Here is a 26,598-nt window from a genome sequence, read left to right as displayed (position 1 = left end):
GCGCCCCCGGCCCCGGCCCCGGGGGGGGGCCGGGGGGGGGGGGGGGGGGGCCCGCCCGCGGGGGGCGGGTCGGCCGGGTGACGGCCGGTCTGCTGCGGCCGGCCGTCACCCGCGTTTCGTCAGCCCAGGCCGCTCACCGCGGTCCCCGCGTCGGGGGCGTGGCCGGGCCTGCCCGGCTCGCCGGGGCCGGCGGGGACGGCCGGCCGGCGTGCGGGACCCGGCGCCCACGAGATCACCAGGGCGCAGACGAGGGCTGCCACGATGACGTAGACGCCGATCGCCCAGGAGGAGCCGAACTTCTCCAGCAGCAGGGTCGCGACGATCGGGACGGGAGCCGCCGTCACGGCGCCGCCCAGGTGGTAGGCCACCGACGAACCCGTGTAGCGCACCCGCGAGGGGAACAGCTGGGCGATGAAGCCCGCGACCGGCCCGTACACCAGGGCGTGCAGGACGGGCAGGGCGAGCAGGAAGGCCGCGAACGCGCCCACCGCGGTGCCGGTGTCGAAGAGGAGGAAGACGGGGAAGGCTCCGACGACGAGGGCCGCGCAGCCGGTGACGAGGAACTTCTTCGCGCCCGTCCGGTCGGCAACCACCGAGAACAGCGGCAGTGTCACCACCTCGAGGGCGGAGGCGGTCATCAGGGCCGTCAGGACCAGGGGGCGGCTCAGCTTCAGGTCGGTCTGGCCGTAGCTCACGAAGAAGGTACTGGCCAGGTAGAAGACGGTGTTGGCGGAGAACATGCAGAGCATGCCGATGAGCAGCGCCTTCTTGTGTCTGACGAAGAGCTCCTTGGCCGGCACCCTGATGACGTCGCCGCGCTTTTGCACGTCCAGGAACGCGGGGGACTCCGTCACCCGCAGGCGGATGTAGAGCCCGACGACGATCAGGATCGCCGAGGACAGGAAGGGCAGGCGCCAGCCCCAGCTGAGGAGCTGGTCCTCGGGCAGCAGGGTGGTCACCAGGAAGAAGGCGCCGGTGGACAGGAACGTGCCGGCCGGCACTCCGCACTGGGAGAAGCTGGCGTAGAAGGTCCGGCGGTTCTCCGGTGCGTGCTCCATGCTCATCACGACCGCGCCGCCCCACTCGCCGCCCACGGCGAAGCCCTGGACGAAGCGCAGCGCGACCAGCAGGACGGGGGCCCAGATGCCTATGACCTCGTAGGTCGGCAGCAGTCCGACGGCGAAGGTGCCGAGCCCCATCATGACCACCGACAGGACGAGCATCTTCTTGCGGCCGATCCGGTCACCGAAGTGTCCGAAGACCAGACCGCCCAGGGGGCGTGCGAGGAAGGCCACCGCGAGTGTCGCGAATCCGGCGAGGGTGCCGGCCAGCGGGTCGAGGGTGGGGAAGAAGAGCGGATTGAACACCAGGACGGTGGCCAGTCCGAAGACCAGATAGTCGTACCACTCGATGGTGGTTCCGATGAAGCTCGCCACCGCGACCTTCATCGGCGTGGGCCTGCTCGGGACGGATGAGGCGGAACGCGTCGTTGACATTCCTGGCTCCCATGGGATTCGGGCTACTGGATGCTTCGGCCACCGTCGACGTCCAGACAGACTCCGGTGAGGAAGCCCGCCTGGTCGGAGGCCAGGTAGAGGGTGCTGTTGGCGACGTCCTGCGGCGACGCGGTGCGAGCCATCGGAATGCCGGAGACCCAGTCCTTGCGGAGGTCGCCGGGAAGGACGTCGGAGCCGGTGAGGCTCTTGACGAAGCCGGTCTCGGAGACCACCGGGTTGACGGCGTTGACCCGGATGTCGGGGGCGACCTCGCCCGCCAGGCCGCGGGTCATGGTGATGACCGCGCCCTTCGTGGCGTTGTAGACGGTCAGCCCGGGACGGGGGCGTTTCGCCGCGACGGAGGCGATGTTGACGATCACTCCGCCGCCGCGTCGGCGGAGCGCGGGCACGGCGTACTTGCAGCCCAGGAAGACGCTGCGGATGTTGACGGCGAGCTGCCAGTCGACCGTGCCGACGTCGAGGTCCACGAGGGCGCCCTTGCGGTGGGGCACGCCCGCGTTGTTGACCATGACGTCGATCCCTCCGTACGCCAGCTCGGCGGCGTCCACGAGGTCGCGTACGGCGTCCGGGTCGGTCACGTCGGTGGTGACGGCGATCGCCGACGGCAGTGCGGCGGCCAGTTTCCCGGCCCCGTCGGTGTCGATGTCGGAGACCACGAGGTGTGCGCCCGCCGCGGCGAACGTCCGCGCGATGGAGGAGCCGAAGCCTCCGGCGGCGCCGGTCACGACGACGGTCTTGTCCTTGAACGAGAGCTCCATGGCTGCTCCTGTGGGGTTCGGTTCTCCGGCTGCCGGGCTGTGCGAGAGGGGCTCGTCACGGGGCCCGCCGCTCCTGCTCCCTGCGGCCCGGTCCGGTCATCCGCCGCGGATCGAGCAGCTCGGTGAGTTCCTCCTCCGCCAGGTCGGTGCGCTCACGGGCGACCTCGCGGACGGTGCGCCCGCTGGTGCGGGCCTCGGCGGCGACGGCGGCCGCCTTGTCGTACCCGATCCGCGGGGAGAGGGCGGTGGCCGTCATGAGGCTGCGTTCGACCGCGGCCGGTCCGGCGGCGGTCGCCCGGATCCCCGCGATGCAGTGGTCGGCGAAGACGGTGGCGGCGCCGGCCAGGAGCTCGATGGACTCCGACAGGCTGTAGGCGACGACCGGGGTCATGACCGTGATCTCGAAGTTGCCGCGGCCGCCGGCCAGGGCGATGGTCGCGTCGTTGCCCATCACCTTGGCCGCCACCTGGCACACCGCCTCCGCGACGACCGGGTTGGTCTTGCCGGGCATGATGGAGGACGCCATCGACAGGTGGGGCACCTCGATCTCGCCCAGCCCGGTGCGCGGTCCGCTGCTCATCCAGCGCACGTCGTCGGCGATCTTGAGGAGACTCGCCGCGGCCGTGCGCAGCGCGCCCGAGGCGAACACCACCGCGTCGAGGCTGTTCTGGGCCTGGAAGTGGTTCTCGGTCTCGCGCAGTTCCACCCGGAACTCGTCGGCCAGGGCCGTGACGACGCGGCCCGCGAACTCGGGGTGGGTGTTGAGGCCGGTACCGACCGCGGTCCCGCCGAGTGCCACCTCGGCGAGGCCGCTCTGGGCGGCCCGGAACCGCTCGACGCTGCGTTCGATCTGGCCGGCGTGGCCCCAGAACTCCTGCCCGAGCCGGATCGGGACCGCGTCCTGCAGATGGGTGCGGCCGGTCTTGACGACGTCGTCGGTGCGCTCGGCGAGCCCGCGCAGCGCCTCGGCGAGATGCGCGAACGCCGGCACCAGCCGGTGCTCGATCTCCGTCTGGGCCGCGAGGTGCACGACCGTGGGCGTGACGTCGTTGGAGGACTGCCCGAGATTCACGTGGTCGTTGGGATGAACGGGGTGCTTGGTCCCCAGGGGCATGCCGAGCATCTGGTTCGCCCGGTTCGCGATCACCTCGTTGGCGTTCATGTTGGTGTTCGTGCCGCTGCCGGTCTGGAACACGTCGACGTCGAAGTGCGCGTCGAGGAGTCCGTCGGCGACCTCGCCCGCCGCGGCCACGACGGCCCTGCCGAGCGCCGGGTCGAGGAGTCCGAGGTCGGTGTTGACGCGGGCCGCGGCCCGTTTCAGGGCTCCGAGGCCACCGATGTAGCGGCGCGGCAGCCGCAGGTCGCTGATGGTGAACGTCTGGATCGCGCGTTGCGTCTGCGCTCCCCACAGGGCCTCGTCGGGCACGGTCACCGGGCCGCCGAAGTCGACCTCCTGCCGGTGTCCCGGCAGGTGCGCCGGGTCCGGTTCGGCGGTGGCGGGAGCCGTCCGGTCGGTACTCATCGCCCGACGCCCACAGCCACGTACTTGACTTCCAGGTACTCGTCGATCCCGACCGTGCCGCCCTCCCGGCCCAGGCCGGACTGCTTCATGCCGCCGAAGGGGGCGGCGGCGTTGGACACGAGTCCGCGGTTGAGGCCCACCATCCCGGTCTCCAGGCCCTCGACGAGGTGGATCGCCCGCTCGACATCACGGCTGTAGACGTAGCCGACCAGTCCGGAGTCGGTGTCGTTCGCCGCGCGGAGCACGTCCTCCTCGTCGGTGAAGGTCTGGATCGCCGCGACCGGCCCGAAGATCTCCTCCTTCGTCAGGCGCGCGGCGGCCGGGACGTCGGTCAGCACCGTCGGCGGGTAGAAGTAGCCCGGCCGGGACGGCACCGTTCCTCCGAGGCGTACGGCGGCACCGCGCGCCACCGCGTCGTCGACGAGTCCGGCGACCTTGTCGCGCTGGGTGGCGTCGATCAGCGGGCCCACGTCCGTTCCGTCGCCGTCGCCCGGGCCGACCCGGAGGGTGCTCATCCTGGCCGTGAGCCCGCCGGTGAACTCCTCGGCGACGTCCGTGTGCACGTAGAACCGGTTGGCCGCGATGCAGGCCTCGCCGATGTTGCGCATCTTGGCGATCATCGCTCCGTCCACGGCCGCGTCGACGTCGGCGTCCGCGCACACGACGAACGGGGCGTTGCCGCCGAGTTCCATCGAGGTGCGCAGCACCTTGTGCGCCGAACTCGCGATCAGCTTCCGCCCGACCTCCGTGGACCCCGTGAAGGACAGCTTGCGCAGCCGGCCGTCGTGGATCAGGGGTTCGGCGACCGCTTCGGGCATCGAGGTGGGGACGACGTTGAGGACGCCGTCGGGCAGTCCGGCCTCGGCCAGTACGGAGGCGAGCAGCAGCGCGGTGAGCGGCGTCTGCTCGGCCGGCTTGAGGATCACGGTGCAGCCCGCCGCGAGCGCCGGACCGATCTTGCGGGTGGGCATGGCCAGGGGGACGTTCCACGGCGTGATCAGCAGGCTCGGGCCCACCGGCTGGCGCATCAGGACGACCCTCCCCGAGCCTCCCGGCTCGACGGTCCAGTCACCCCGGATGCGGACGGCCTCCTCGGAGAACCAGCGGAAGAACTCGGCCCCGTAGGCGACCTCCGCCCGGGACTCGGCCAGTGACTTGCCCATCTCCAGCGTGATCAGCAGGGCGATCTCCTCGGTCCGCGCGACGAGGAGTTCGTAGGCACGTCGCAGGATCTCGCTCCGCTCGCGCGGTGCCGTCGCGGCCCAGGACCTCTGCGCTGCCGACGCCGCGTCGAGGGCGTCCAGGGCGTCCTCGCTGGAGCCGTCGGCGACCTCGCACAGCGGGGTGCCGGTCGCCGGATTCTCCACCGCAAAGGTCCGTTTGCCGGCTGCCGCGCGGAAGCGTCCCGCGATCCACAGCCCCTTTTCGATACCACCGAGTACGCCGTTTTCGGTCACCGTGCCGCTCATCGTCCGAGGTCCTCACTCTCGCCCCATGCGCTTCGACGTGCGTCACTGTGCACCCCCGGAATGCCGCTGTCACGTGCGACGATGCGACAGCGGGGGCACTCGTGGACCGGCCCTCCTGTGCCGTGGGTCACAGCCTGGTCCTATGCAGATCCGGCGGTCACCCATCCATTTCTGGCCGACTGCCGCGAGGCGCCCGGAACATCCGTCCGCTTCCCTCGACGTCCCGATATGTGGTGTGACCCGTGCCACCCCATTACCATGCGCCAATGCCGTCACCCTCGACCACCATTGCGGCCGACCTGATGCCGCGGCTGATGCTGCTGCTCGCGATGCGGGAACAGGGCCATCTGAGCGCGGCGGCGGAGGCGGTCGGCGTGCCCCAGCCCACGGCGACGCGCTGGCTGACGGCACTGAGCCGGACCGTCGGTGTCGAACTCACCCGTCGGACCGGCCGCAGGGTCGAGCTGACCCGGGCCGGCGCCGCGCTGGCCGAGGCGGTGGCACCGGCGCAGACCTCCCTGGCGGTGGGTGTCGCGCGCGCCCACGAGGCGGCCGACCCGGGTCAGGGACATGTGGTCTTCGGCTTCCTGCGCACCATGGGGGCGAGCAGGGCTCCCGAACTCCTGCGCGGTTACCGTGTGGCGCGCCCGCGCGTCCGCCTGGCGCTGGTGCAGGCCTCGCACGAGGAACTGATCGAGAAGCTGCACGACGGCACGGTCGACGTCGCCATGACCTCGGTGCGCGCCACCGACGTCGATGTCGTCGCCACCGAGCTCTTCAGGGAGCCCTTCGTCCTCGTCGCTCCGGCCGATCACCGGCTGGCGCGTCGTGCGTCGGTCCGCCTGCAGGACTGCCGCGACGAGACCCTGGTGGGGCTGTCGGCGGGGATCGCGCTGCGCCGCCGGGTCGACGAGATGTTCGCGACCGCCGGGGTACGGCCCCGGTACGGGTTCGAGACCGAGGAGGTCGAGACGGTGCGGGGGATGGCGACCACGGGGGCCGGTGTCACGGTCCTGCCCGCCCGGCACGGCGGCCCGCTGGCGGGCTCCGTCGAGGTGCCGATCCTGCCGCGCCGCTACCGCCACATCGGGTTGCTCGTCTCGACCCGGCGTCCCCTGGAACCGGCCGCGGAGGGCTTCCGGCGATGGGCCTCGCAACACGGCTGACCGTGCGGCCCGCGCGGCCGGCCGGGCAAGAAGGCGCTGCCGCGATGGACGCGCCGGCCGCGCGTCGGCCCTCAGCGGGCTGCCCGTCCGCGGCTGCCGCCCGCGGTCTACGGCTTCACGAACGCCCGCAGGGAGAACACCGGGTCGGGGCGGGGCCGGTCCTGGTCGGGCAGGGACGCGAGCCGCGCGGCGAAGTCCGCCGCGAGCGGTTCGCCCGGCGGCAGCGTGACGAACCAGCCGCGCCGCAGGTCGGCGACGGTACGCCGGGGGCTGCGGCCCTGACCGTGGCCGGTGAAGCGGGCCCGCCCGGCCGGGCGCAGGCCGTGCGCGCGGGCGTGGGACTCGACGTGGTCGGCGGCGTCGTGGGCGGTACTGGGCGGGCGGGAGGCGAGGACGGCGTCGATGTCGCTGCCGACGTTGTGCGAGGCACCCTTGTCGACCGTCGTCACGTACACCCCGCCGGGCCGCAGTACGCGGGCGCACTCGGCGACGATCGCCCGCACGTTCTCGCCGCCGCCTGCCAGGTGCAGGAGCCACACGCTGGTGACGGCGTCGAACTGCCCGTCCCGGAAGGGCAGTCGGCGGCTGTCGGCGAGCACGACGGCGCCGGGCAGCCGGGCGGCGGCCCGGCGGGCCATGGCGGGGGCGAGGTCGACGCCGGTGATCCTCAGGCCGTCGCGTGCGGCCGCCACCCGGCGGGTGACGATGCCGGTGCCGCAGGCGACGTCGAGCAGCCTGCGGGCCTGCCGCGGCACCAGGCCCAGTACGGCCTCCGCGGCGGCCGCCGCCCGGGGCTCGCCGCCGCGCGACGCGTCGTAGCGTTCGGCTTCCTTGTCGTAGTCGAGCACATCGTCAGTGTGCCCCGTGGCCGGGGGCCAGGTCCTCCACCCTGCGGGCGAGCTCGACGTCCTTCTCGGTGACGGCGCCGCCCGCGCTGTGGGTGTGCACGGCGAGGGAGACGGTGTTGAACCCGAGGGTCAGGTCGGAGTGGTGGTCCAGTTCCTCCTGCACCTGGGCGACGTGGACGACCATCGCGGTCGCCGCGAAGTGCGAGCCGAGCCGGTAGGAGCGGGTGAGACGGCCGGCGTCGAGGGACCAGCCGGGCAGTCCGGCCAGCCGCTCCTCGATCTCCTGCGCGGACAGCGGTGCGACGGGCATGGGCGGCGCTCCTCTCGGACGGCCCGCCCCCGAATGGGCGGTGCGGCGGGTTCAGCGGGTGCGGCGGATTCGGCGGGTGCGGATTCGGCGGGTGCGGCAGGTCCGGCGTTTCGGGCGGGTCTTTCCAGCCTGCCACAGCACGGCCGCCGGAACCGCGCCCGCGGGGTCCGGTCGCCCGGCCCGGCCCGGCTTCGGCTACCGTTCGGGATCATGACCGTACCCGCCTCCGGCACCGCCTCCCACCGGCCGTGGCGCGGGCCCGTTGCTGCGGGCCCGGCACGAACGACGGCGGGCCGGGGGATCGCGGTACCGGCCGGCCACCTCCGCTCTCCCTGTGCTCTCTGCCCCGAGCAGGGCTCCGCCCGGAATAGAAAGATCCACGAACACCCTTGTGAGACCGGGCGGGATGCATGGCAGACTGCGGTGAACCTTGGGCACGTTGGGGAGGCGTGGCGTGAGTGAGCGGCGGGCCGCACCCACCGTGGGCCAGGTGGTCCTCGGCAGACGGCTGCAGGAACTGCGGGAGAGGGTGGGCCTCAGACGCGAGGAGGCCGCCAAGGTGCTCCGGGTGGCCCCGGCGACCGTGCGGCGCATGGAGATGGCCGAGGTCGCCCTGAAAATACCGTACGTCCAGATACTGCTGACGGCGTACGGCGTCGCCTCGGACGAGGTCGCCTCCTTCGTCGCGCTCGCCGAGGAGGCGAACCAGCCGGGCTGGTGGCAGCGGTACCACGACGTGCTGCCTGACTGGTTCAGCATGTACGTGAGCCTGGAGGGTGCCGCGCGCATCGTCCGCTCCTACGAGCCGCACTTCGTGCCGGGGCTGCTGCAGACCGAGGACTACGCACGCTCGGTCCTGGAGGCCGGGACGATCGGCAACGCGGGCGGCGAGGCGGTGGAGCGGCACGTGTCGCTGCGGATGGAGCGGCAGCGGCTGCTGGACCGCCCGGACCCGCCCCACCTGTGGGTGGTGATGGACGAGACGGTGCTGCGGCGCCCGGTGAGCATCCACGGCCGGGTGATGCGCGAACAGCTGGACAAGCTGCTGGAGTTCACGGCACGGGACCGGGTGACCCTGCAGGTGGCCGAGTTCGAGGACGGGCCGCACCCCGGGACGTACGCGCCGTTCTCCCTGTTCCGGTTCGCGGAGCCGGAGTTGCCCGACATGGTGTTCACCGAGTACCTGACCGGTGCCCTGTACCTGGACTCCCGGGCGGAGGTCTCCGCGCACCTGGAGGTCCTGGACCACATGACGGCACGCGCCGCCTCGACCCACCGCACCGAGAAGATCCTGCGCGAGTACCGCGAGAACTTCTGAGGCGGGCGGCGGGCCGGCGGAGTGCGTGCCGGGGCCCGACGCGGACGCCGTTTCGCCACCTCCTGACCCGTACGGGCGTCGCGAACGGGTGCGCTCGCGCGCCCGCCCCTAGGTTCGGGAACCAGGGCGAGCAAGGGAGCGCACGTGACCGACACGCGGACACCGCCCACCGAGCCGTGCGCGGCGCGGTTCTTCCGGCCGGGTTCCGCCGCTCCCGGCGTGCACGGCCCCGGACCGGTCGGCGGCGGGGAGGCGGACGCCTGCCACCGGGACCGCCGGCAGGGGCGGCGACGGGCCGTCGGCCGGTCAGGACCCGGGACGCAGGCGGCTGCCGCTGACGCGGGTGGAGAACGTCCCCGTCCTGCGCCGGCGGCAGACCGCGGACGACGAGAGGGAGCTCTGATCCGATGCCCGGCTTCGAGGTGCTGTACCAGGCGGCGGCGCTCTGTCTGACGTATCCCGACGACGACTTCCGCACCCGGCTGCCGCTGCTGCGCGAGGCGGCGCCGCAACTGCGCGCTTTCACCGACCACGCGGCGGCGACCGGGCAGGGTGAACTCCAGGCGCACTACATGGAGGTCTTCGAGTCCAGGGACCGGCACAGCCTGTACCTGAGCCGGTGGACCGGCGGCGACACCCGCGAGCGCGGGATGTCCCTGGTCCGCTTCAAGGAGCTGTACCGCGCCCACGGCCTGGAGTTCACCGGCGAGGAGCTGCCGGACTTCCTGCCCGCGGTACTGGAGTTCGCCTCCCGCACCGGGGACACGGCCGTGCTCACCGAGCACCGCGACGCCCTGGAGCAGCTGCGCTCCCGGCTCACCGCGTTCGGCACGCCCTACGCGTGCGTCCTGGGGGCGGTCTGCGCGACGCTGCCGCCCCCGCCCGCCGGAGCCCGCGCCTGAACGTCTTCCTGCTCAGGCGCCCCACGCCCACCGGTCGCGCGACCCCGGGCAGCCGGGGCCGCGAGGACCGGCGGCGCTGGGAGCGGGCTCCCAGCGCCTTGTCCCCCTAGGCCAGCTTGGCCGACAGGGTGATCGTCGTGCCGGTCAGGGCCTGGCTGACCGGGCAGTTCTTCTTGGCGTCCTCGGCGGCGGCGACGAACGCGTCCTCGGTGAGACCGGGGACGGTGCCCTCCACGGTGAGGTGGATGCCCGTGATGCCCTCGCCGGGCTGGAAGGTGACGTCGGCGGAGGTGGTGAGCTTGGTGGGCGGGTTGCCGGCGCCGGTCAGGCCGTTCGACAGCGCCATGGAGAAGCAGCTGGAGTGGGCGGCGGCGATCAGCTCTTCGGGGCTGGTCCTGCCGTTCGCCTTCTCGGCGCGCGACGGCCACGACACCGGCTGCTCGCCGATGCCGGACGAGTCGAAGGTGACGACACCGTTGCCCTCGGTCAGGTTGCCTTCCCAGACGGTGTGTGCGGAGCGCGTGGTTGCCACGGCGGGTCCTCTCGAATTCGCTTGCTGTACTGGGGCGGTGGAGGCCCGTTCCCGGGTCCCCGCCCCCCATCCGATCACACTCCGGCTCAGCTCACCCGGAAGACCGGCCCCCGGGCGGTGAACGGCAGCCGCGCGCCCCGCGGAATCAGGTAGGCGTGCTCGCGCCGCACCCGCAGGACGTCGCACCATCCGTCGGTGATGACGAGCACCGGCGCGGCGGGCGGGAAGTCGTCGGCGCGCAGCAGCAGGTCCACGCCGGGCTGGAGGACGGTGCCGCCGCGGCCGTGCACGCGCACCCGTCCGGCGATCTCGGTGACGGGCAGGTAGCCGGCGTCGTGCGGGGCCGCGTCGCAGAACACGACGCGTGCGGCGGGCACGTCGCGGGCCTCGGCGTAGGAGGCGATGGCGCCGAGCGCCTTGCCGAGCAGGGTGCGGTCCATGGATCCCGAGGTGTCCAGGACGACGCCGAAGGTGCAGCGGGCGATCTCCTCGGGCGGGAAGTACCGTCCGGCGCGCGGGATGCCGGGGGTGGCGGCCTGGCGCCGCGAGGGGCGGGCGTAGGACCGGACGGGCTCGGGGCGGGGCACGTACTCGTCGAACCACCGGGCGAGGCGGGCGTCCCAGGGCAGCGGCGGGTGGCTGAGGGTGCGGATCTCCTGGACCAGGCCGCCGGGCAGGAAGCCGCAGCCCTGCTGCTGGTGCAGGTCGAGGCCCTGGGTCAGGCCCCGGCGGTAGAAGCCGTCCAGGTCGACGCAGTCGCGGGGCGCGCCGAGCGGGGCGCCGAGGACGTCGCCGACCCCCTTGCCGCGCGGCGTGGACAGTCGGCGCATGCGGCGCAGGTCGCCGGCGATGCGGTCGTAGACCTCCTCGGCGGACAGCCCGGCCAGTGCCGGGTCGTGCAGGAGGCCCTCGGGCATGGTGCCGACCTGCATCTCGACGAGCCAGCCGTTGATGACGTAGTCGCAGGCGACGTTGAACAGGTACGGGTCGCGGGTGCCGCAGCGGTCGCCGTGGCGCAGGGCGGCGTGCAGCATCTCGTGGGCGAGGACGAAGCGCCACTCCTCGTCTTCGTACCGGCGCAGGGGGTTGACGTAGATCTCCCCCGCCTCGGGATTGACCGCGGCGACGGAGATGCCGTGGGCGCGGGCGAGTTCGGCGTCGGCGACGAGGGTGATGCCGGCGGCGATGCCGCCGAGCAGGGGGTAGGAGGAGACGAACCAGCTCAGGGCCTGCTGCCAGGGCTGCAGGCGGGTGGGGCCGCCGCGCATGTCGTCGCGCCGGCCGCCCGCGAGGTCGAGGGCGGTGGACATGGTGCGGGTCAGGGCGTGGGCGAAGGCCAGCTGCCAGTCGGGGGCCTGTCCGTTCCACCTGTCCCACGGCATGAGCAGCAGGTCGGGTTCGTGGCCGGCGGTGCCGCAGTGCTCGTGGGCGGCCGGGACGCCGCCGGCGCGGCGCCAGGCGGCGGCGATGTGCTCCTCGTCGCCGTCGGGGTAGGTCGCGGGCAGGTCGTCGGGGGTGCGGCCGACCGGGAAGGTCTGCAGGAAGCGGTTGACGACGGCGCAGCGGGCGGCGAGGTCGTAGCGGTCGGGCTGGACGCGCTCACCGGTGGCGGCGGGCACGTGGCCGAAGCCGAGGTGGATCAGGGCGTGGGCGATGGCCCAGGCCCACTCGGCGGGCGCGGCGTGCCGGGTGGGGTGCAGATGGATCCGGCCGTCGGAGTCGACGCGGACGAGTCCGTGCCGGGGCGCGACCGCGCACTCCTCGTGGCGGCACAGTTCGGCCTCCATGGCCGCGAGTGCCGGGTTGGACCGGGCCAGCCGCACGCCCTCGGCACAGGCCTCGGCGGCCGGGTCCTTCTTCTTGCGCTGCTTCTGCCCGCGGGCACGGCTCATCGGCGGGCCTCCACCAGCCGGGGCATGTCGCGGGCGGCCTCGACCAGGAACCAGGCGGGCAGGACCGGGTTGCCGTCGGGGTCGGAGGCGATGACGCCCTGGGCGACCTCGACGGAGATCTCCGCCAGCTGCACGAGCAGCGACTTGGCGCGGTAGGCGGTCTCGCGGCCGTGCGCCGACATGTGCTCCTTGTCGGCGGGCAGTTCCTTGACCAGCCGGCCGCGGAAGGACTCGGCGAGGTAGTAGAGCAGGTCGCGGTCCTGGAGGCGGTGGGGCCAGCGGGCCTCGCCCTTGAGGATCGCCCCGATGCCGAAGCGGCTGCGGACGATCTTGACGTAGCCGCAGAAGGCGGTCGCGTGGGCCGGGGTGAGCGTGCCGTGGGCGAGGACCTTCAGGGTCTCCTCGTCGAGGTCCTGGCCGAAGGAGTGCAGGGCGTCGGAGAGCATGTGCCAGGAGCGCGGGGTGGAGAACGGCTCCTCGGTCTTGGGCGGCTTGGACCACAGGTGGTCGGGGCGGTCGGTGAGGTGGTCGGTGATCCAGGGGTGGATGCCGTGCTCGCCGGCCCACACCAGCCAGTCCGTGGCGGAGGCGTCCAGGTGGACGTGGGTGAGGCGGTTGACCAGCGCGGAGGCGATGGGGCGGGCGAGCGCGTTGTCGGTGGCGCGGTTCCCGGCGCCGATGACGATGGAGCCCTTGGGGAGTTCGTAGCTGCCGATGCGGCGGTCGAGGATGAGCGAGTAGAACGCCTTCTGCACGTCCGGGGTGGCCGCGTTCAGCTCGTCCAGGAAGAGGCAGTACGGCTCGTCGCGGGCGATGGACTCGGGCGGGCAGAACACCGACCGGCCGTCCCGGATCTGCGGTACGCCGATCAGGTCCTCCGGCGCGAGCTGGGTGCCGAGCAGGCTCACGCACTCCAGGCCCAGGGAGTCGGCGAAGCCCCGCACCAGGGAGGATTTGCCGATGCCGGGTGCGCCCCACAGGAAGACCGGCCGCACGGTGGCGAGGCCGAGCAGCAGCTCCGGGAGGCGGGCGGGGGTGACGGTGACGGCTGCCTGCACGCAGGGACTCCTTGACGGCGGGGGAGGATGGGGGCGCGACCGCCCCCAGTGTGGGCATCCCCGCGGGCCCGGCGCAGCCGAATTACGGTGCGGGCGGCTCCGCACGGCGCCCCCGCACGGCGACTGCGGGCCGCCGTCCCCCGGGCCAGGACGGGGAAGGCCGGCAGGACCGGCACACCGGTCGAGCACGCCCGCGCGGCGCGGCAGGGGGCCGGTGACGGTCGTGCACCGTTCGGGATCAGGCGCTCTTGTCCTGCACGAACCCGTCCGCGACGGGGAAGGGTGCGCCCTCGACGACGTCCGGCCGTCGATCGTCCGCGTCCACCGGCACCTGCGGGCCGTTCGACTCGCGCAGCCAGTGGCGGAGCACCCGGTGGACCTGCTCGGCGCCGACGATCTCCTCGCCCTGGCCGGCCGGCGCGGACAGTACGGTCGGCGACAGCAGGAAGGCGCGCGACTGGGCGCCGCCGAGGCCGCCGTGGGAGCCGATCTGCTCCTCGAAGGCGAGGACCTCGCCGTCGGCCGGGTCGTGGAAGGAGTTGACCATGATGTCGGCGGTGTGCGGGAAGGAGTGCGTGCGGCGTACGGCGTCGGCGGCGCCCGGACCGAAGGCGGCGAGCGGCCCCGGGTCCTCGTCGAGCCGCTCCAGGGGTACCTCGGCGCCGCGCGCGCCGAGCACGACCCCGCCGTGTTCCTCGCTGCGCACCAGCAGGAAGCCGATGCCGGGGTGGTTGGCGAGGGTCGGCAGCAGGGCGGGGTGGCGGGCGTCGATCTCCTCGCGGCTCATCCGGTGCGGGACGTCCGGGAAGGAGACCAGGCCGAGGTTGCCGGAGGCCAGCACGATCGGTTCGGAGCGGCGGCGCCCCGTGGGGGTGTCGGCGGGCCGCTGCTGCTCGGCGCCCTCCTCGACGGGACGGTGCAGGGCGGCCCGCGCCATGTTGCGTGCCTCGGCGCCGCTGCGGGTGCGCCGGGCGCGCCGCGGCACCGGCAGTCCGCAGCCGGCCCGCACCAGGTCGCCGAGGGTCAGGCCGTAGCGGGCGCGGAAGGTCTCGCCGGGGCTCTGGCCGTGGTCGGAGAGGACGACGATCCGGTACGGGCGGGGGGCGTGCTCGGCGACCTTCTCGATCAGGGCGAGGGACCGGTCGAGCCGGCCGAGGACCTTCGCGGCGTCCCGGCCGCCCGGCCCGGAGTGGTGCGCGACCTCGTCGTAGGCGACCAGGTCGGCGTAGACGGCGGTGCGGCCGGCGAGCATGTCGCCCATCACCGCGGCGACGACGACGTCACGTTCGACGACGGTCGCGAAGGCGCGGACGAAGGGGTAGAGGCCGCCGCGGGAGACGCGCGGGCGGACCTTGTGCACGCGGGCCCGGGTGGACTGGCCGATCTCCCGGCAGACCTCGGCGGCGAAGGACATCGCGGTGCGCACGGCGTTGGCCGGGTCGGAGAAGTAGGCGAAGTAGCCCGATCTGGAGCGGGTCTCGCGGCTGCGGCGGCGGGTGGCTATGGACAGCACGAGGGCCTGTTCGTCGGCGCCGCCGCCGAACAGGTTGCCTCGGCTGGCGCCGTCGAGGCTGAGCAGTCCGCCGTCGCCGGTGTGCCGGACGGCGCGGTGCTGGAGTTCGGCGGCGCTGGTCGGGCGGTTGCAGACCATGACCTCGCCGGTGTCCTTCTCGTACCACCGGAAGGCGGGGACGTCGTGGTTGCTGCCGTGCAGGATGCCGAGCTGGCTGGCGCCGGTCTGGCTGGACCAGTCGGTGCGCCACAGGTCGAGCCGGTGGGTCGCGGAGGTGCCGTCGCGGCCGAGCCAGCGGGCGACGGTGGGCATGACGCCCGCGTCGACGGCGTCGCGCAGGACGTCGTGGCCGACGCCGTCCAGCTGCAGGAAGACGGTGCCGGGGCCCGCCGGGCAGGGCGGGTCGGATCTGCGGCGGCGGTCGGCGAGGCGGTAGAGGCGGCGCCGGTAGGCGTCGTCGTCGCGCACGGCCAGGGCACCACCGGTGGCGGAGGCCACGGCGGACATGACGGCGGCCACCACGACCGCCGTCTCGGGCGCGACACCGCCGCGCCCGGCCGGGTTCACGTCGATCGCCAGGAGCAGCAGTCCGCCGTTGAGGAAGAAGACCAGCAGACCGAGGACGAGGGCCGGCACCAGGAGCAGCAGGCGGACCAGGACCGGCCAGACCAGGGCGGAGAGGAGCCCGAAGGCTCCGGCGCCGATCGCGGCGGTCATGGCGATGTCGGTGGCGCTGTCGCCGTCGGGCGACTGGAGCCGGAAGTCCGGCAGGATGCCGGCGAGCACCAGCATGGTGAGGGTCGACACGGCCCACACCGTGACGCTCCGCCCGATCTGACTGGCGACCCGGCGCCAGCGGCCTCCACCCACGCTCCGCACACCTCACGTCCCGGCCCGTCGTCCGTGCGGGCCTTCCCCACCCTGCCACAACGCTCGGGAGCACCTGTTTGTCCCCCCGGGTCCGGTTCACACCCCCGCCCGGTGACGGGCGCGCGCCGTCGTGGTGCTGCGGCCGGGGCCGCCGCCTCCTGTTCCCCCTCCCCTTGTCCATTTGCTCCCGGCGGCCGTGCCGGTCTTCGGCCCTGCCGTGCCGGTCTTCGGCCCTGCCGTGCGGGTCTTCGGCCCTGCCGTGCCGGTCTTCGGCTCTTCGGCTGGGGCCGTGTGGTCTTCGGCACTCCGGCCGGGACCCTGGTGGTCCTCCGGCCGCCGGCGGTCACCCGGCGGTCACCCGGTCGGTGACGGGCCGTCGCGGGTGGTCAGCGGCCGTCGTAGCCGGCGGTCGGCATCGAGAGTCTGCGGTGGACGCAGGCCTTCATCCGGGCGTCGTAGGACGGTTCCGCGTGGCCGGCGATCTCGACGCGGACCCCGCGCCGCGCGCATTCCGCGGTGAAGGCGTCGACCGAGGACAGCGCGCTCTCCAGCACCCGGCGGCTGGGTGCGACGAACACGTCCCGGCCGGGGCGCACTCCGTCCCACAGCGCGTCGTGGTCGGCCCGTACTCCGCTGACCAGCAGTTCCCTGGCGACGACGTAGCCGTGCTCCGCCGCCCAGCGGGCGCACATGGCGTGCTGGCTGCGGGAGTCGACCAGGAAGGGGTCGTCGTCCAGCTGTTCCAGTGGCGTCAGACTCGCGATCGCCGTCACCCGCAGCGGCCCCATGGTGTCCCCCTCACCTCCCGTCACCTCCCGTTTTCGCCGCCGACCCTACTCCTGGACGTAGGCTTCGGGGAGTCGCGCGAGGGAGGCAAAGAGGTGCCGGTGGAGCTCACGTGGTGGGGTCACGCCACCTGCACGGTCGAGGATTCGGACGTCCGCGTGCTCACCGACCCCCTGTTCGCCCGCAGGCTCGCCCACCTGCGTCGCAGGCGTGGCGCGGTGCCGCCGCCGGAGGCGTGGCGCGCGGACGTGGCGCTGGTCTCGCACCTGCACGCCGACCATCTGCATGTGCCGTCCCTTGCGCGGCTCGCGCCGGGCACGCGCCTGCTTGTGCCCCGGGGCGCACGCCGTGCGGTACCGGGGCTGCGCCGGCTCGGGCACCTGGAGGTGCACGAGGTGTCCGCGGGCGAGGTGACGGACGTCGGTGACCTGCGTATACGGGCGGTGTCCGCCCGGCACGACGGGCGGCGGCTGCCGGTGGGCCGGCACCGCGCCCCCGCGCTCGGCTACGTCGTCGAGGGCGAGGCGCGGACGTACTTCGCCGGGGACACCGGGCTGTTCGACGGCATGGCGGAGGAGGTCGGGCCGGTCGACGCGGCGCTGTTGCCGGTCGGCGGCTGGGGCCCCTACCTCGGGTCGGAGCACCTGGACGCGGGGCGGGCGGCCGAGGCGCTGGCCCGGCTGGCGCCGCGCACGGCGGTACCGGTGCACTACGGCACGTACTGGCCGATCGGGATGGACGCCGTGCGCCCCCACGAGTTCCACACGCCGGGCGACGAGTTCGTGCGCCTGTCCGCGCTGCGTGCGCCGGGGGTGGCGGTGCACCGGTTGGGGCACGGCGAGAGCGTGCGGGTGGAGGTCGCGCGGTGAGCTGGCTGGGGGACGCGGCCGTGACCATACCGACGGAGCCGACGCAGCAGGCGTTCGGCTATCCGTCGCTGTTCCTGCTGGTGCTGATCGGGGCGCTGGTGCCGGTGGTGCCGACGGGCGCGCTGGTGAGTTCGGCGGCCGTGGTGGCGATGCACCAGACGCTGCCGTTCGCCATGCTGATGGTGTTCGCGACGGCGTCGCTGGCCGCGTTCTGCGGGGACATGGCGCTGTACTGGCTGGGCCGGCGCGGGGTCGGCTCGAAGAACGGGTCGCGCTGGCTGGCGGCGATCCGGTCCCGGGCGCCGGAGGACCGCCTGGAGCAGGCGCAGGGCAAGCTCGCCGAGCACGACGTCGCGGTCCTGGTGCTCTCCCGTCTGGTGCCGGCCGGGCGGATACCGGTGATGCTGGCCTGCCTGCTCGCCGAGTGGCCGCTGCGCCGCTTCGCCCGCGGGAACCTGCCGGCCTGCCTGGCCTGGGCGGCGACGTACCAGCTGATCGGCGTGCTCAGCGGCGCCCTGTTCGACGAGCCGTGGGAGGGCGTGGCCGCGGCGATCGCCCTGACCGTGCTGGTCAGCGCGGCACCGGGGGTGTGGCGACGCATCAGGGGGCCGGAGAAGGCGTAGGCGTACGCCGGGGCAGGAAGAGAGGGCATGGGCGTACGCCGGGGCAGGAAGAGAGGGCATGGGCGTACGCCCGGGACGGGCGGGCCGCTACTCCAGCACCCGGGAGCCGCCGACCGGCAGGTCCCACAGCCGCTCGCGGGGCAGGCCCGCGTTCCGCCAGGCGGCGCGTACGCGGATGAGGGGTTCCAGTACCGGTTCCGCGGACAGGACGAAGGTGCCCCAGTGCATCGGCGCCATGTGGCGGGCGCCGACGTCCTGGGCGGCGCGCACCGCCTCCTCCGGGTCGCAGTGCACGTCGCTGAGCCACCAGCGGGGATCGTAGGCGCCGATGGGGAGCAGGGCCAGGTCGATGCCGGGGTAACGGCGGCCGATGCGGCCGAACCAGTGGCCGTACCCGGTGTCCCCGGCGAAGTAGACGCGCTTGCCGTCCGGGCCGGTGAGCACCCAGCCGCCCCACAGGGTGCGGCAGGTGTCGGTGAGGGTGCGCTTGGACCAGTGGTGCGCCGGGACGAAGTCGAACCGGACCCCGTCCAGCTCGGTCGCCTCCCACCAGTCCAGCTCGGTCACGCGTGTGAAGCGGCGGCGGTGGAACCAGCGGCCGAGGCCCGCGGGCACCAGGACCGGGGTGTCGCGCGGGAGCCTGCGCAGCGTGGGGGCGTCCAGGTGGTCGTAGTGGTTGTGGCTGATGACCACGGCGTCGACGCGCGGCAGCTCGCTCCAGGGAACGCCGACGGGGGTGATGCGGGCCGGGGTGCCCAGGATCCGCCGGGACCAGACCGGGTCGGTGAGTACCGTGAGGCCGCCGATCCGCACCACCCAGCTGGCGTGTCCGGCCCAGGTGACGGCGACGGTGCGCGCGTCGGCGTCGGGCAGCGGGCCGGGGGCGCAGGGCAGCCGGGACACGTCGGCGAGCCCGGCGGGCCCGGGTCTCGTCGCGCCCTCGCGGGCGAATCTGGCGAACGCCTTCAGGCCGGGCAGCGGTGCGGTCAGCCGGTCGTGGAACGCCCGCGGCCACACCCGGTGCTCCGCCGGCGGCCGGGGAGCGGCGAGCGGCGGGTGCCCGGGGGCGGGGGCGGTGTCCCCGGCGGACGGGACGCCCGTGGTCGACCGGTGCCGCTGCGTCATCGCCTGGGCTCCCCTCGCTGAGCGGCGCGGAGACCGTCGAAGACCGATTTCAGGCCGGTCAACGCGCGGTGCACCTGTGGCAGTTCCAACGGGTCCGGGGCCGCGAGGCATTCCGTGCCCGGCGCCCCGGTGCACGCGGCGACCAGGGGGCCGGTGGCGAGCCGGACGCGCAGGGCGGAGAGGTCGTCGCCGAAGCGGTGACCGCCGGGGGCGGGCATGCCGAGCCTGGCGGTGAGGAAGTCCTCCAGTTCCTGTGCGTCGCCGACGCCCTCGGCGCCGAGGGCGTCGCGCAGCGGGCCGAGGTCGGCGTAGAGATGCCGGCCCGCCTGCGGGGGCCGCGCGGTGGCGCCGGCGGCGACGACGGTGGCGTGCGCGGCGGCGGCCACGCGCGCGTGCAGGCGTACGGCGGCCGAGCGGCGGGCGGTGACCGGCTCCGGCTCCCCCAGCGCGTACCCGGCCGCGGCGGCCACCGGGGCGGCGAGGCGCGCGCCGAGCGCGGTGAGCACGTCGAGCACGCGCGCGTGCAGGCCGTCCCCGGCGGCGGAGGCGGGGAAGCGGGCGACGGCGGCCGGCCAGCCCGGCGGCAGCAGGGCGCCGGCCAGGTCGGTGACGACGGTGACCCGTTCGGGCAGCATCTCGGCGGGGCTGAGCAGCACGGTGGCGTGCGGGTCGTGGAGGGTGTCGCGCCAGGTCTCGTCGCTCACCAGGTGCAGCCCCTCGCCGGCGGCGGCCTCGACGGTCTCGTGCAGCAGCTCGGGCGGCGCGACGGTGCCGGTCGGGTCGTCGGCGACGGACAGCACGAGCAGCCGGGGGTCACCGCCCTCGGCGCGGATCCGGCGGACGGTCTCCAGCAGCGCGTACGGGTCGGGCACGCCGCCGGACTCGGCCGGGGTCGGGACGTGGAAGACGGGCCTGCCGAGCAGCCGTGCGTACGGCGCCCACCAGGCGGCGCAGGGACGCGGCACCAGGACGTCGCCACCCAGCGCGGCGGTCAGCGCGAGCAGCAGGGCGGCGGCTCCGGGCGCGGCGGCGAGGTGTCCTGGCCCGGTGGGCAGCCCCCGCCGGTCCCAGTAGCCGCTCGCGGCGTCCAGCAGCGCGGGGGAACCACCGGCCGGCTCCTCGCCCCCGCGCCCCGCGGCGGCGGCGAGTACGGCGGCCGCCTCGGGCAGCACCGGCAGCCCGTCCCCGGGCGACTGCGGACCGTACCGCACGGGACCGTGGCCCACCGGGTCGTGGCCCGAGGAGTGGCTGCGGCCCGAAGGGTGGTGGTCGCCCGGAGGGTGGCCGTGGCCCGAGGGGTGGTGGTCGTGGGCTTGGGGGTCGTGTCCCGCGGGAGCGTGGGGCGCGTGGGCCTGGTGCGCGCGGTCGTGCGGTGCGGAGCCCGGCGGTACGGGCCCGTGCGGCGCGGGGCCGGGCGGTTCGGGGTCGTTCCGCGCGGGATCCTTCCGTGCGGGATCCTTCCGTACGGCATCGTCCCGTGCGGGGTCGTCCCGTACGGCATCGTCGGCCGGGCCGGTGGCGGCCTCCGGCGGGGTGGACGGGCCGGTGGCGGGGTTCCTTCCGCGGTCCGTGTGCCGCATGCGTGCCTCCCCGCCGTCCGTGGTGCCGTGTCCCTCGCGTGCCCTGCCGTCACCGGACGGTGTGCTCGTCGCGCCCGTCACCGGTCGTTGGTCCCAGTACCCACCGGGGCGCTCCGCCATGGCTCGCGTCACCGTTCGCGGCGCGGTCGGACGGGTCAGCGCTCGCCGTCCTCGCCCCGCAGGCGCAGGCGCAGCCGGTGCGCCGCCGCGCCGAAAGCACCCGCGATCAGGAGGCCGCCGGCGACCAGGGCGGGCACCGAGTCGCTGAAGCTGCCGCCGTTGCCGGCCTGCACCCCGTGCTCCGCGGTACCGCCCCCGCAGGACTTGCCCGGTGCGGAGGGCTCCCCGCGGCCGGCGGTGGGTTCCGGGCACGGCGGCTTGGTGGTGGCACAGGGAGTGCCGTGCGAGGAGGTTCCCGTGCGCGGCGCGGTGGATGCGCGGCACCCGGGCTCGGCGCCGCCCTCCTCCGGCATCGTCATGGTCGCGCTCCACGGGTCGCCCTCGCCGCCGGAGGCGTCCGGACAGGCGCCGTCCACGGTCCAGTCGTCCGCGGTGCCCGACCGGCCCGCGGCGTTCCCGGCGTTCCCGGGGTCCTCCGGGTTCTCGGGAACGGCCAGGTCGTCCGGGGCCACGGGGGCCTCCGGGGCGGCTGGGTCCTCGGGCGCCGGAGGAGCCGCCGGGTCGGCCGGGTCCGGCGGGTCGGGCAGGTCCGGCGCGCTCCGGTCGGCCTCGGGCTCCCCGGCGGCGGCTATGCGCGCGGTGCCGCGGTAGGACGGCCCGGACACCGTGGCGTCGTCGCCGGTCACCTTGCGCAACGCGACGGTGCCCCCGTCGAAGGCCGGTGAGGTGGCGTCGAGGGTCGCCGGTGCGGCCCCGCCGGTAGGGCCGCACGACACCGAGACGGTGACGGTGTCGCCCGGCGCGACGTCGGCCGGACTGACCTGTGCCAAGGCATCTCCGGCCGGCGGCGGGGGCACGGCTTGCGGGTCGTCGGCGGACGGCGGGGCAACGGGCTCCCCGGCGTCGGTGGGCGGCGGCACACCCGGATCGGCCGCGGCCGGCCCCGCGAGGGCACCGAGGGCGGCACTGGCCAGTACGGCGGCGGACAGGGCACTGGCGGTGCGGCGCATGGGGCGGGCTCCTTCGAGCGACGGCTGCGGGGGCACGGCACTCGCGCCCCCTCGGCCATCACAGCCCGCCCGGCGCGGACCCGCGCGTCACCGTGCGCCGTTCGCGCGAACGGGCCGCCGAGTGAGTGAGCCGACCACCGGCCACGGAGGCCCCTGCCCGGCACGGAGGCTCTCCGGGCCACGCCCCGACCGCCTGCCCGACCGCCCGGCCGTTCCTACTCCTCTCACCAGTCGGCCGACCGGCTGCAGGCCTTCACGCCCGGCCGGCCGGTGAGGGGAGTCGGCCGGCCGGCCGACTGCCACTCCTGGTTCCGGGCCCCCGGCCCGGCCGCTCACGCCCCCGGATCGCGGAGGACCTGTTCCCGTACCCGGTCGCAGCAGCGGCTGATCAGGCGGGAGACGTGCATCTGGGAGATGCCGAGCCGGTCGGCGATGCGGCTCTGGGTCATGTCGTCGAAGAAGCGCATGTAGAGGATGGCGCGCTCCCGGTCGGGCAGTTCGGCGAGGCGGTCCTTGACGGCCTCGCGGTCGACGACGGTGTCGAGGGCCGGGTCGGGGGCGCCGAGGGCGTCGCTCAGCGAGTAGCCGTCCTCGCTGCCGGGGAGTTCCGCGTCCAGGGACAGCGCGGTGAAGCTCTCCAGGGCTTCGAGCCCGACCCGTACCTCCGCCTCGCTGAGGTCGGCGTGTCCGGCGATCTCGGCGACGGTGGGCCCGCGGCCCGGGACGGTCTGGGACAGCTCCTGGCGGGCGAAGCGCACCCGGTTGCGCAGTTCCTGGACCCGGCGCGGCACGTGCAGGGTCCACATGTGGTCGCGGAAGTGCCGCTTGATCTCGCCCGTGATGGTGGGTACGGCGTAGCTCTCGAAGGCGTTGCCGCGTTCCGGGTCGTAGCGGTCGACGGCCTTGACCAGGCCGAGGGCCGCGACCTGGCGCAGGTCCTCGTAGCTCTCGCCGCGGCTGCGGAACCGGCCGGCGAGTCGCTCGGCCATGGGCAGCCAGGCCTCGACGATCCCGTCGCGGACCGCGTCGCGCTCGGGACCGCCGGTCAGGGTGGCCAGCCGGCGGAAGGCGCCGGCGGTGTCGGGGGCGTCGTCGTGCGGGTGCTTCACACTGGCGTGGATCGGCATGGTGCGTCGCAACTCCCTCGGAGCGCGGGGCCCTGTCGCCGGCGACGGGCGTCGGCCCGCTCGGAGCGTCCCGCACGGAGCCGGGGCGGGTCCGGAAGAACCCCCGGCAGGCGGGCGGCACCGGTCGACGACACGGCCCTTGGTTCGGGCGGTCACCGTGGGAGGGCGTCCGGGCCCGGACGGACTCATCCGTGGCGGCGTCGCGCCGCTCCCACGGACGTGCCTCCTGTCCGAAGCACTGAGTGTGCGCCTGCCCCCTGCTGCCCACGGCAAACACCCGGAATACGCCGCACGCGCCGCCGGTACCGGTCCTGCCGCGTCCTGCCGGCTCCGCCGCAGGTCAGCCCTTGCGCGGCTGGTTGAACCGCAGCATGTTGCCGGCCGGGTCGCGGAACGCGCAGTCGCGGACGCCGTAGGGCTGGTCGACGGGTTCCTGGAGGACCTCGGCCCCGGCGGCGCGGATGCGTTCGAAGGTCGCGTCGACGTCGTCGGTGGTGAAGATGACGCCGCGCAGCATGCCCTTGGCCAGGAGTTCGGCCATGGCCTTCCGGTCGGCGGCCGGGGCGTTGGGGTCGGCGAGCGGCGGTTCGAGGACGATGTCCACGTCGGGCTGGGCCGGGGAGCCGACGGTCACCCAGCGCATCCCTTCGAATCCGACGTCGTTGCGGACCTCCATGCCGAGTACGTCGCGGTAGAAGGCGATCGCCCTGTCGTGGTCGTCGACGGCGATGAAACACTGCGAGAGGTTGATGTCCATGCACGTCAACCTACGGGCGGAACCCCGCGCTCGGCTTCTCCGTTCCTGACCGGCCGGGTGTAGACCTTGGCGACGCAGGGCGGGACGGCGGCGCCGTCGGCGTGGTCGCGCTCGCGGTACGCGCTGGGGCTCTCGCCGACCAGTTCGGTGAAGCGCGAGCTGAACGACCCCAGCGACGTACAGCCGACCGCGAAGCAGACCTCGGTGACACTCATGTCGCCGCGCCGCAGCAGCGCCTTGGCCCGCTCGATCCGGCGCGTCATCAGGTAGCCGTACGGCGTCTCGCCGTAGGCGGCGCGGAAGCTGCGGGAGAAGTGGCCCGCCGACATGAGGGCGACGCGCGCCAGCGCGGGGACGTCGAGCGGTTCGGCGTACGCGCGGTCCATCAGGTCGCGGGCCCTGCGCAGCCGGGCCAGGTCCTCGAGTGTCGTCACCGGTCCACGATCCCACGGCGCCCGCCGCCGCGGGCGGGCGGCGCCGTGGGAAGCGTGCGTGCTCAGGCGCCGACGTACGCCGCGAGGTGCTGCCCGGTGAGGGTGGAGCGGTCGGCGACGAGGTCGGCGGGGGTGCCCTGGAAGACGACGCGGCCGCCGTCGTGGCCGGCGCCGGGGCCGAGGTCGATGATCCAGTCGGCGTGCGCCATGACGGCCTGGTGGTGCTCGACGACGACGACCGACTTGCCGGCGTCGACCAGCCGGTCGAGGAGGCCGAGCAGCTGCTCGACGTCGGCGAGGTGCAGGCCGGTGGTGGGTTCGTCGAGGACGTACACGCCGCCCTTGTCCCCCATGTGCGTGGCCAGCTTGAGGCGCTGGCGCTCTCCGCCGGAGAGGGTGGTGAGGGGCTGGCCGAGGGTGAGGTAGCCGAGGCCGACGTCCGCGAGCCGGTCGAGGATCTTGTGCGCGGCGGGGATGCGTGCCTCGCCCGCGCCGAAGAACTCCTCCGCGCGGGCCACCGACATCGCGAGCACCTCGCTGATGTCCCGGCCGCCGAGCCGGTACTCGAGCACCGCGGGCTGGAACCGCTTCCCCTCGCAGTCCTCGCAGGGCGCGGCGACGCCGGCCATCATGGCGAGGTCGGTGTAGATGACACCGGCCCCGTTGCAGGTGGGGCAGGCTCCCTCGGAGTTGGCGCTGAACAGGGCGGGCTTGACGCCGTTGGCCTTGGCGAAGGCCTTGCGGATGGGTTCGAGCAGCCCGGTGTAGGTCGCCGGGTTGCTGCGGCGCGAGCCCTTGATGGGGCTCTGGTCGACCGATACGACGTCGGCGCCGGCCGGGAGCGAGCCGTGGACCAGCGAGCTCTTGCCGGAGCCCGCCACGCCGGTGACCACGCAGAGCACACCGAGCGGGACGTCGACGTCGACGTCCCGCAGGTTGTGGGTGTGCGCGCCGCGGATCTCCAGGGCTCCGGTGGCCTTCCGCACCGTCTCCTTGAGCGAGGCCCGGTCGTCGAGGTGGCGGCCGGTGACGGTGCCGGAGGCCCGCAGTTCCCCGACGGTGCCCTCGAAGCAGACGGTGCCGCCCTTGGTGCCGGCGCCGGGGCCGAGGTCGACGACGTGGTCGGCGATCGCGATGGCCTCGGGCTTGTGCTCGACGACGAGGACGGTGTTGCCCTTGTCCCGCAGGCGCAGCAGCAGGTCGTTCATCCGCTGGATGTCGTGGGGGTGCAGCCCGACGGTGGGCTCGTCGAAGACGTACGTGGTGTCGGTGAGCGAGGAGCCGAGGTGGCGGATCATCTTGACGCGCTGTGCCTCGCCGCCCGACAGGGTGCCCGCGGGACGGTCGAGCGAGAGGTAGCCGAGGCCGATCTCCACGAAGGAGTCGAGAGTGTCGCGCAGGGCGGTGAGCAGCGGCGCCACCGACGGCTCGTCGAGACCGCGGACCCACCCGGCCAGGTCGCGGATCTCCATCGCGCAGGCGTCGGCGATGCTGGTCTTGCCGATCCGCGAATTCCGGGCGCCCTCGCTGAGGCGGGTGCCGTCGCACTCGGGACAGGTGGTGAAGGTGACGGCGCGCTCCACGAAGGCCCTGATGTGGGGCTGCATCGCTTCCTTGTCCTTGGACAGGAACGACTTCTGGATCTTCGGGATCAGTCCTTCGTAGGTGAGGTTGACGCCGTTGACCTTGACCTTGACCGGCTCGCCGTACAGGAAGTCGCGCAGTTCCTTCTCGGTGTACTCGCGGATCGGCTTGTCGGGGTCGACGAAGCCGGACTGGGCGTACACCTGGACGGTCCACTGGCTGTCCGACTTCCAGCCGGGGATGGTGAAGGCACCCTCGGCGAGCGACTTGGTGTCGTCGTACAGCTGGCCGAGGTCGATGTCGGAGACGGTGCCGCGGCCCTCGCAGTGCGTGCACATGCCGCCGGTGCGCTGGAAGGTCGCCTTCACCGCCTTCTTGTTGCCGCGTTCGACGGTGATCGCACCGCTGGCCCGGACGGAGGCGGTGTTGAAGGAGTACGCGCTGGGCGGGCCGATGTGCGGGTCGCCGAGCCGGCTGAAGAGGATGCGCAGCATCGCGTTGACGTCGGTGGCGGTGCCGACGGTGGAGCGGGGGTCGGCGCCCATCCGCTGCTGGTCCACGATGATCGCCGTGGTCAGGCCGTCGAGGACGTCGACCTCGGGCCGCGCCAGGGTGGGCATGAAGCCCTGCACGAAGGCACTGTAGGTCTCGTTGATCAGCCGCTGGGACTCGGCGGCGATCGTGTTGAACACCAGGCTGCTCTTGCCGGATCCGGAGACTCCGGTGAAGACCGTCAGGCGGCGTTTGGGGATCTCGACGCTGACGTCCTTGAGGTTGTTCTCGCGGGCGCCGTGCACGCGGATCAGGTCGTGGCTGTCGGCCGTGTGCGCCCCCGGCGCCTGTGTACGGGTCCTCTTGGCGCTGCTCATGGTCTCTCCGTCCGTCGGGGGCTCGGGTGAAGGGTGATG

23 protein-coding genes are annotated in these 26,598 nt (G+C 74.0%); 5 read left to right on the top strand and 18 right to left on the bottom strand.

The window, feature by feature from the left end:
* Positions 1-119: 119 nt before the first annotated feature.
* Genes HZS56_RS24670 through HZS56_RS24655 form a run of 4 tightly spaced genes read right to left on the bottom strand, consistent with a single transcriptional unit; the run spans position 120 to position 5,266 of the window.
* Complete coding sequence (locus HZS56_RS24670) at positions 120-1,496, bottom strand: MFS transporter (RefSeq protein WP_216722975.1); 1,377 nt, start codon at positions 1,494-1,496, stop codon at positions 120-122.
* 23 nt (positions 1,497-1,519) lie between these two features.
* Positions 1,520-2,275, bottom strand: coding sequence for an SDR family oxidoreductase (locus HZS56_RS24665; RefSeq protein ID WP_216722974.1), 756 nt, complete (start codon positions 2,273-2,275; stop codon positions 1,520-1,522).
* A 55-nt stretch (positions 2,276-2,330) separates the two neighbouring features.
* The gene (locus HZS56_RS24660) at positions 2,331-3,797 is read right to left on the bottom strand and encodes a class II fumarate hydratase (protein WP_374201202.1); all 1,467 of its coding nucleotides are present in this window, start codon (positions 3,795-3,797) and stop codon (positions 2,331-2,333) included.
* A complete protein-coding gene (locus HZS56_RS24655; protein WP_216722973.1) occupies positions 3,794-5,266 on the bottom strand; it encodes an NAD-dependent succinate-semialdehyde dehydrogenase in 1,473 nt (490 codons plus the stop codon). Before HZS56_RS24655 ends, HZS56_RS24660 begins: the two co-directional genes overlap by 4 nt.
* 266 nt (positions 5,267-5,532) lie before the next feature.
* Here HZS56_RS24655 and HZS56_RS24650 point away from each other — a divergent pair, with 266 nt between their 5' ends.
* Positions 5,533-6,432, top strand: a complete 900-nt coding sequence (locus tag HZS56_RS24650; RefSeq protein WP_216722972.1) for a LysR family transcriptional regulator — start codon at positions 5,533-5,535, stop codon at positions 6,430-6,432.
* A gap of 107 nt (positions 6,433-6,539) precedes the next feature.
* On the opposite strand, the gene HZS56_RS24645 is transcribed toward HZS56_RS24650, so the two are convergent.
* Both HZS56_RS24645 and HZS56_RS24640 read right to left on the bottom strand, forming a co-directional pair.
* A complete protein-coding gene (locus HZS56_RS24645; protein WP_216722971.1) occupies positions 6,540-7,280 on the bottom strand; it encodes a class I SAM-dependent methyltransferase in 741 nt (246 codons plus the stop codon).
* Between the two features lie 4 nt (positions 7,281-7,284).
* A complete protein-coding gene (locus HZS56_RS24640; protein ID WP_216722970.1) occupies positions 7,285-7,590 on the bottom strand; it encodes a 4a-hydroxytetrahydrobiopterin dehydratase in 306 nt (101 codons plus the stop codon).
* Positions 7,591-8,044: 454 nt separating this feature from the next.
* Here HZS56_RS24640 and HZS56_RS24635 point away from each other — a divergent pair, with 454 nt between their 5' ends.
* A complete protein-coding gene (locus HZS56_RS24635; RefSeq protein WP_216722969.1) occupies positions 8,045-8,908 on the top strand; it encodes a Sco1979 family transcriptional regulator in 864 nt (287 codons plus the stop codon).
* 407 nt (positions 8,909-9,315) lie between these two features.
* Positions 9,316-9,810, top strand: coding sequence for a nitrate reductase molybdenum cofactor assembly chaperone (narJ, locus tag HZS56_RS24630; RefSeq protein WP_216722968.1), 495 nt, complete (start codon positions 9,316-9,318; stop codon positions 9,808-9,810).
* Between the two features lie 106 nt (positions 9,811-9,916).
* Here the strand turns inward: narJ and HZS56_RS24625 are convergent, their stop codons facing one another.
* The 5 genes from HZS56_RS24625 to HZS56_RS24605 form a co-directional block, all read right to left on the bottom strand.
* The gene (locus HZS56_RS24625) at positions 9,917-10,342 is read right to left on the bottom strand and encodes an OsmC family protein (RefSeq protein WP_216722967.1); all 426 of its coding nucleotides are present in this window, start codon (positions 10,340-10,342) and stop codon (positions 9,917-9,919) included.
* Positions 10,343-10,428: 86 nt separating this feature from the next.
* A complete protein-coding gene (locus tag HZS56_RS24620) occupies positions 10,429-12,234 on the bottom strand; it encodes a vWA domain-containing protein (protein WP_216722966.1) in 1,806 nt (601 codons plus the stop codon).
* Positions 12,231-13,292 (bottom strand): ATP-binding protein, encoded by a 1,062-nt coding sequence (locus HZS56_RS24615; RefSeq protein WP_216722965.1) that lies wholly within the window; start codon positions 13,290-13,292, stop codon positions 12,231-12,233. The genes HZS56_RS24620 and HZS56_RS24615 overlap by 4 nt, the downstream gene beginning before the upstream one ends.
* Positions 13,293-13,530: 238 nt before the next feature.
* Complete coding sequence (locus HZS56_RS24610) at positions 13,531-15,684, bottom strand: phage holin family protein (RefSeq protein ID WP_216722964.1); 2,154 nt, start codon at positions 15,682-15,684, stop codon at positions 13,531-13,533.
* Positions 15,685-16,061: 377 nt separating this feature from the next.
* Positions 16,062-16,463 (bottom strand): hypothetical protein, encoded by a 402-nt coding sequence (locus HZS56_RS24605; protein ID WP_216722963.1) that lies wholly within the window; start codon positions 16,461-16,463, stop codon positions 16,062-16,064.
* A 93-nt stretch (positions 16,464-16,556) separates the two neighbouring features.
* On the opposite strand from HZS56_RS24605, the gene HZS56_RS24600 reads away from it, so the two are divergent.
* Together HZS56_RS24600 and HZS56_RS24595 are read left to right on the top strand one after the other, a co-directional pair.
* A complete protein-coding gene (locus HZS56_RS24600; protein ID WP_216722962.1) occupies positions 16,557-17,330 on the top strand; it encodes an MBL fold metallo-hydrolase in 774 nt (257 codons plus the stop codon).
* Positions 17,327-17,953 carry a DedA family protein gene (locus HZS56_RS24595; RefSeq protein WP_216722961.1) on the top strand — a complete coding sequence of 209 codons (627 nt, stop codon included), beginning with the start codon at positions 17,327-17,329 and terminating at the stop codon, positions 17,951-17,953. The genes HZS56_RS24600 and HZS56_RS24595 overlap by 4 nt, the downstream gene beginning before the upstream one ends.
* A gap of 87 nt (positions 17,954-18,040) precedes the next feature.
* Here HZS56_RS24595 and HZS56_RS24590 read toward each other — a convergent pair whose 3' ends face one another.
* The 7 genes from HZS56_RS24590 to HZS56_RS24560 form a co-directional block, all read right to left on the bottom strand.
* A complete protein-coding gene (locus HZS56_RS24590; protein ID WP_216722960.1) occupies positions 18,041-19,078 on the bottom strand; it encodes an MBL fold metallo-hydrolase in 1,038 nt (345 codons plus the stop codon).
* Complete coding sequence (locus HZS56_RS24585) at positions 19,075-20,304, bottom strand: aminotransferase class I/II-fold pyridoxal phosphate-dependent enzyme (protein ID WP_216722976.1); 1,230 nt, start codon at positions 20,302-20,304, stop codon at positions 19,075-19,077. The genes HZS56_RS24590 and HZS56_RS24585 overlap by 4 nt, the downstream gene beginning before the upstream one ends.
* Positions 20,305-20,813: 509 nt before the next feature.
* Positions 20,814-21,788, bottom strand: a complete 975-nt coding sequence (locus HZS56_RS24580) for an MDR/zinc-dependent alcohol dehydrogenase-like family protein (RefSeq protein WP_216722959.1) — start codon at positions 21,786-21,788, stop codon at positions 20,814-20,816.
* A gap of 332 nt (positions 21,789-22,120) precedes the next feature.
* Positions 22,121-22,915, bottom strand: a complete 795-nt coding sequence (locus HZS56_RS24575; RefSeq protein WP_216722958.1) for an RNA polymerase sigma factor SigF — start codon at positions 22,913-22,915, stop codon at positions 22,121-22,123.
* 340 nt (positions 22,916-23,255) lie between these two features.
* Complete coding sequence (locus tag HZS56_RS24570) at positions 23,256-23,672, bottom strand: VOC family protein (RefSeq protein ID WP_216722957.1); 417 nt, start codon at positions 23,670-23,672, stop codon at positions 23,256-23,258.
* A 5-nt stretch (positions 23,673-23,677) separates the two neighbouring features.
* A complete protein-coding gene (locus tag HZS56_RS24565) occupies positions 23,678-24,106 on the bottom strand; it encodes a helix-turn-helix transcriptional regulator (protein WP_216722956.1) in 429 nt (142 codons plus the stop codon).
* 62 nt (positions 24,107-24,168) lie between these two features.
* Entirely contained in the window at positions 24,169-26,559 is a 2,391-nt protein-coding gene (locus HZS56_RS24560; protein WP_216722955.1) for an ATP-binding cassette domain-containing protein, read from the bottom strand.
* Between the last annotated feature and the right edge of the window lie 39 nt (positions 26,560-26,598).

Origin of the sequence: Streptomyces mayonensis (assembly GCF_018982965.1) — a bacterium.
GTDB lineage: Bacteria > Actinomycetota > Actinomycetes > Streptomycetales > Streptomycetaceae > Streptomyces > Streptomyces mayonensis.
Note: the sequence above shows the minus strand (reverse complement) of the source record. Positions and strands in the feature narration are given on the sequence as shown.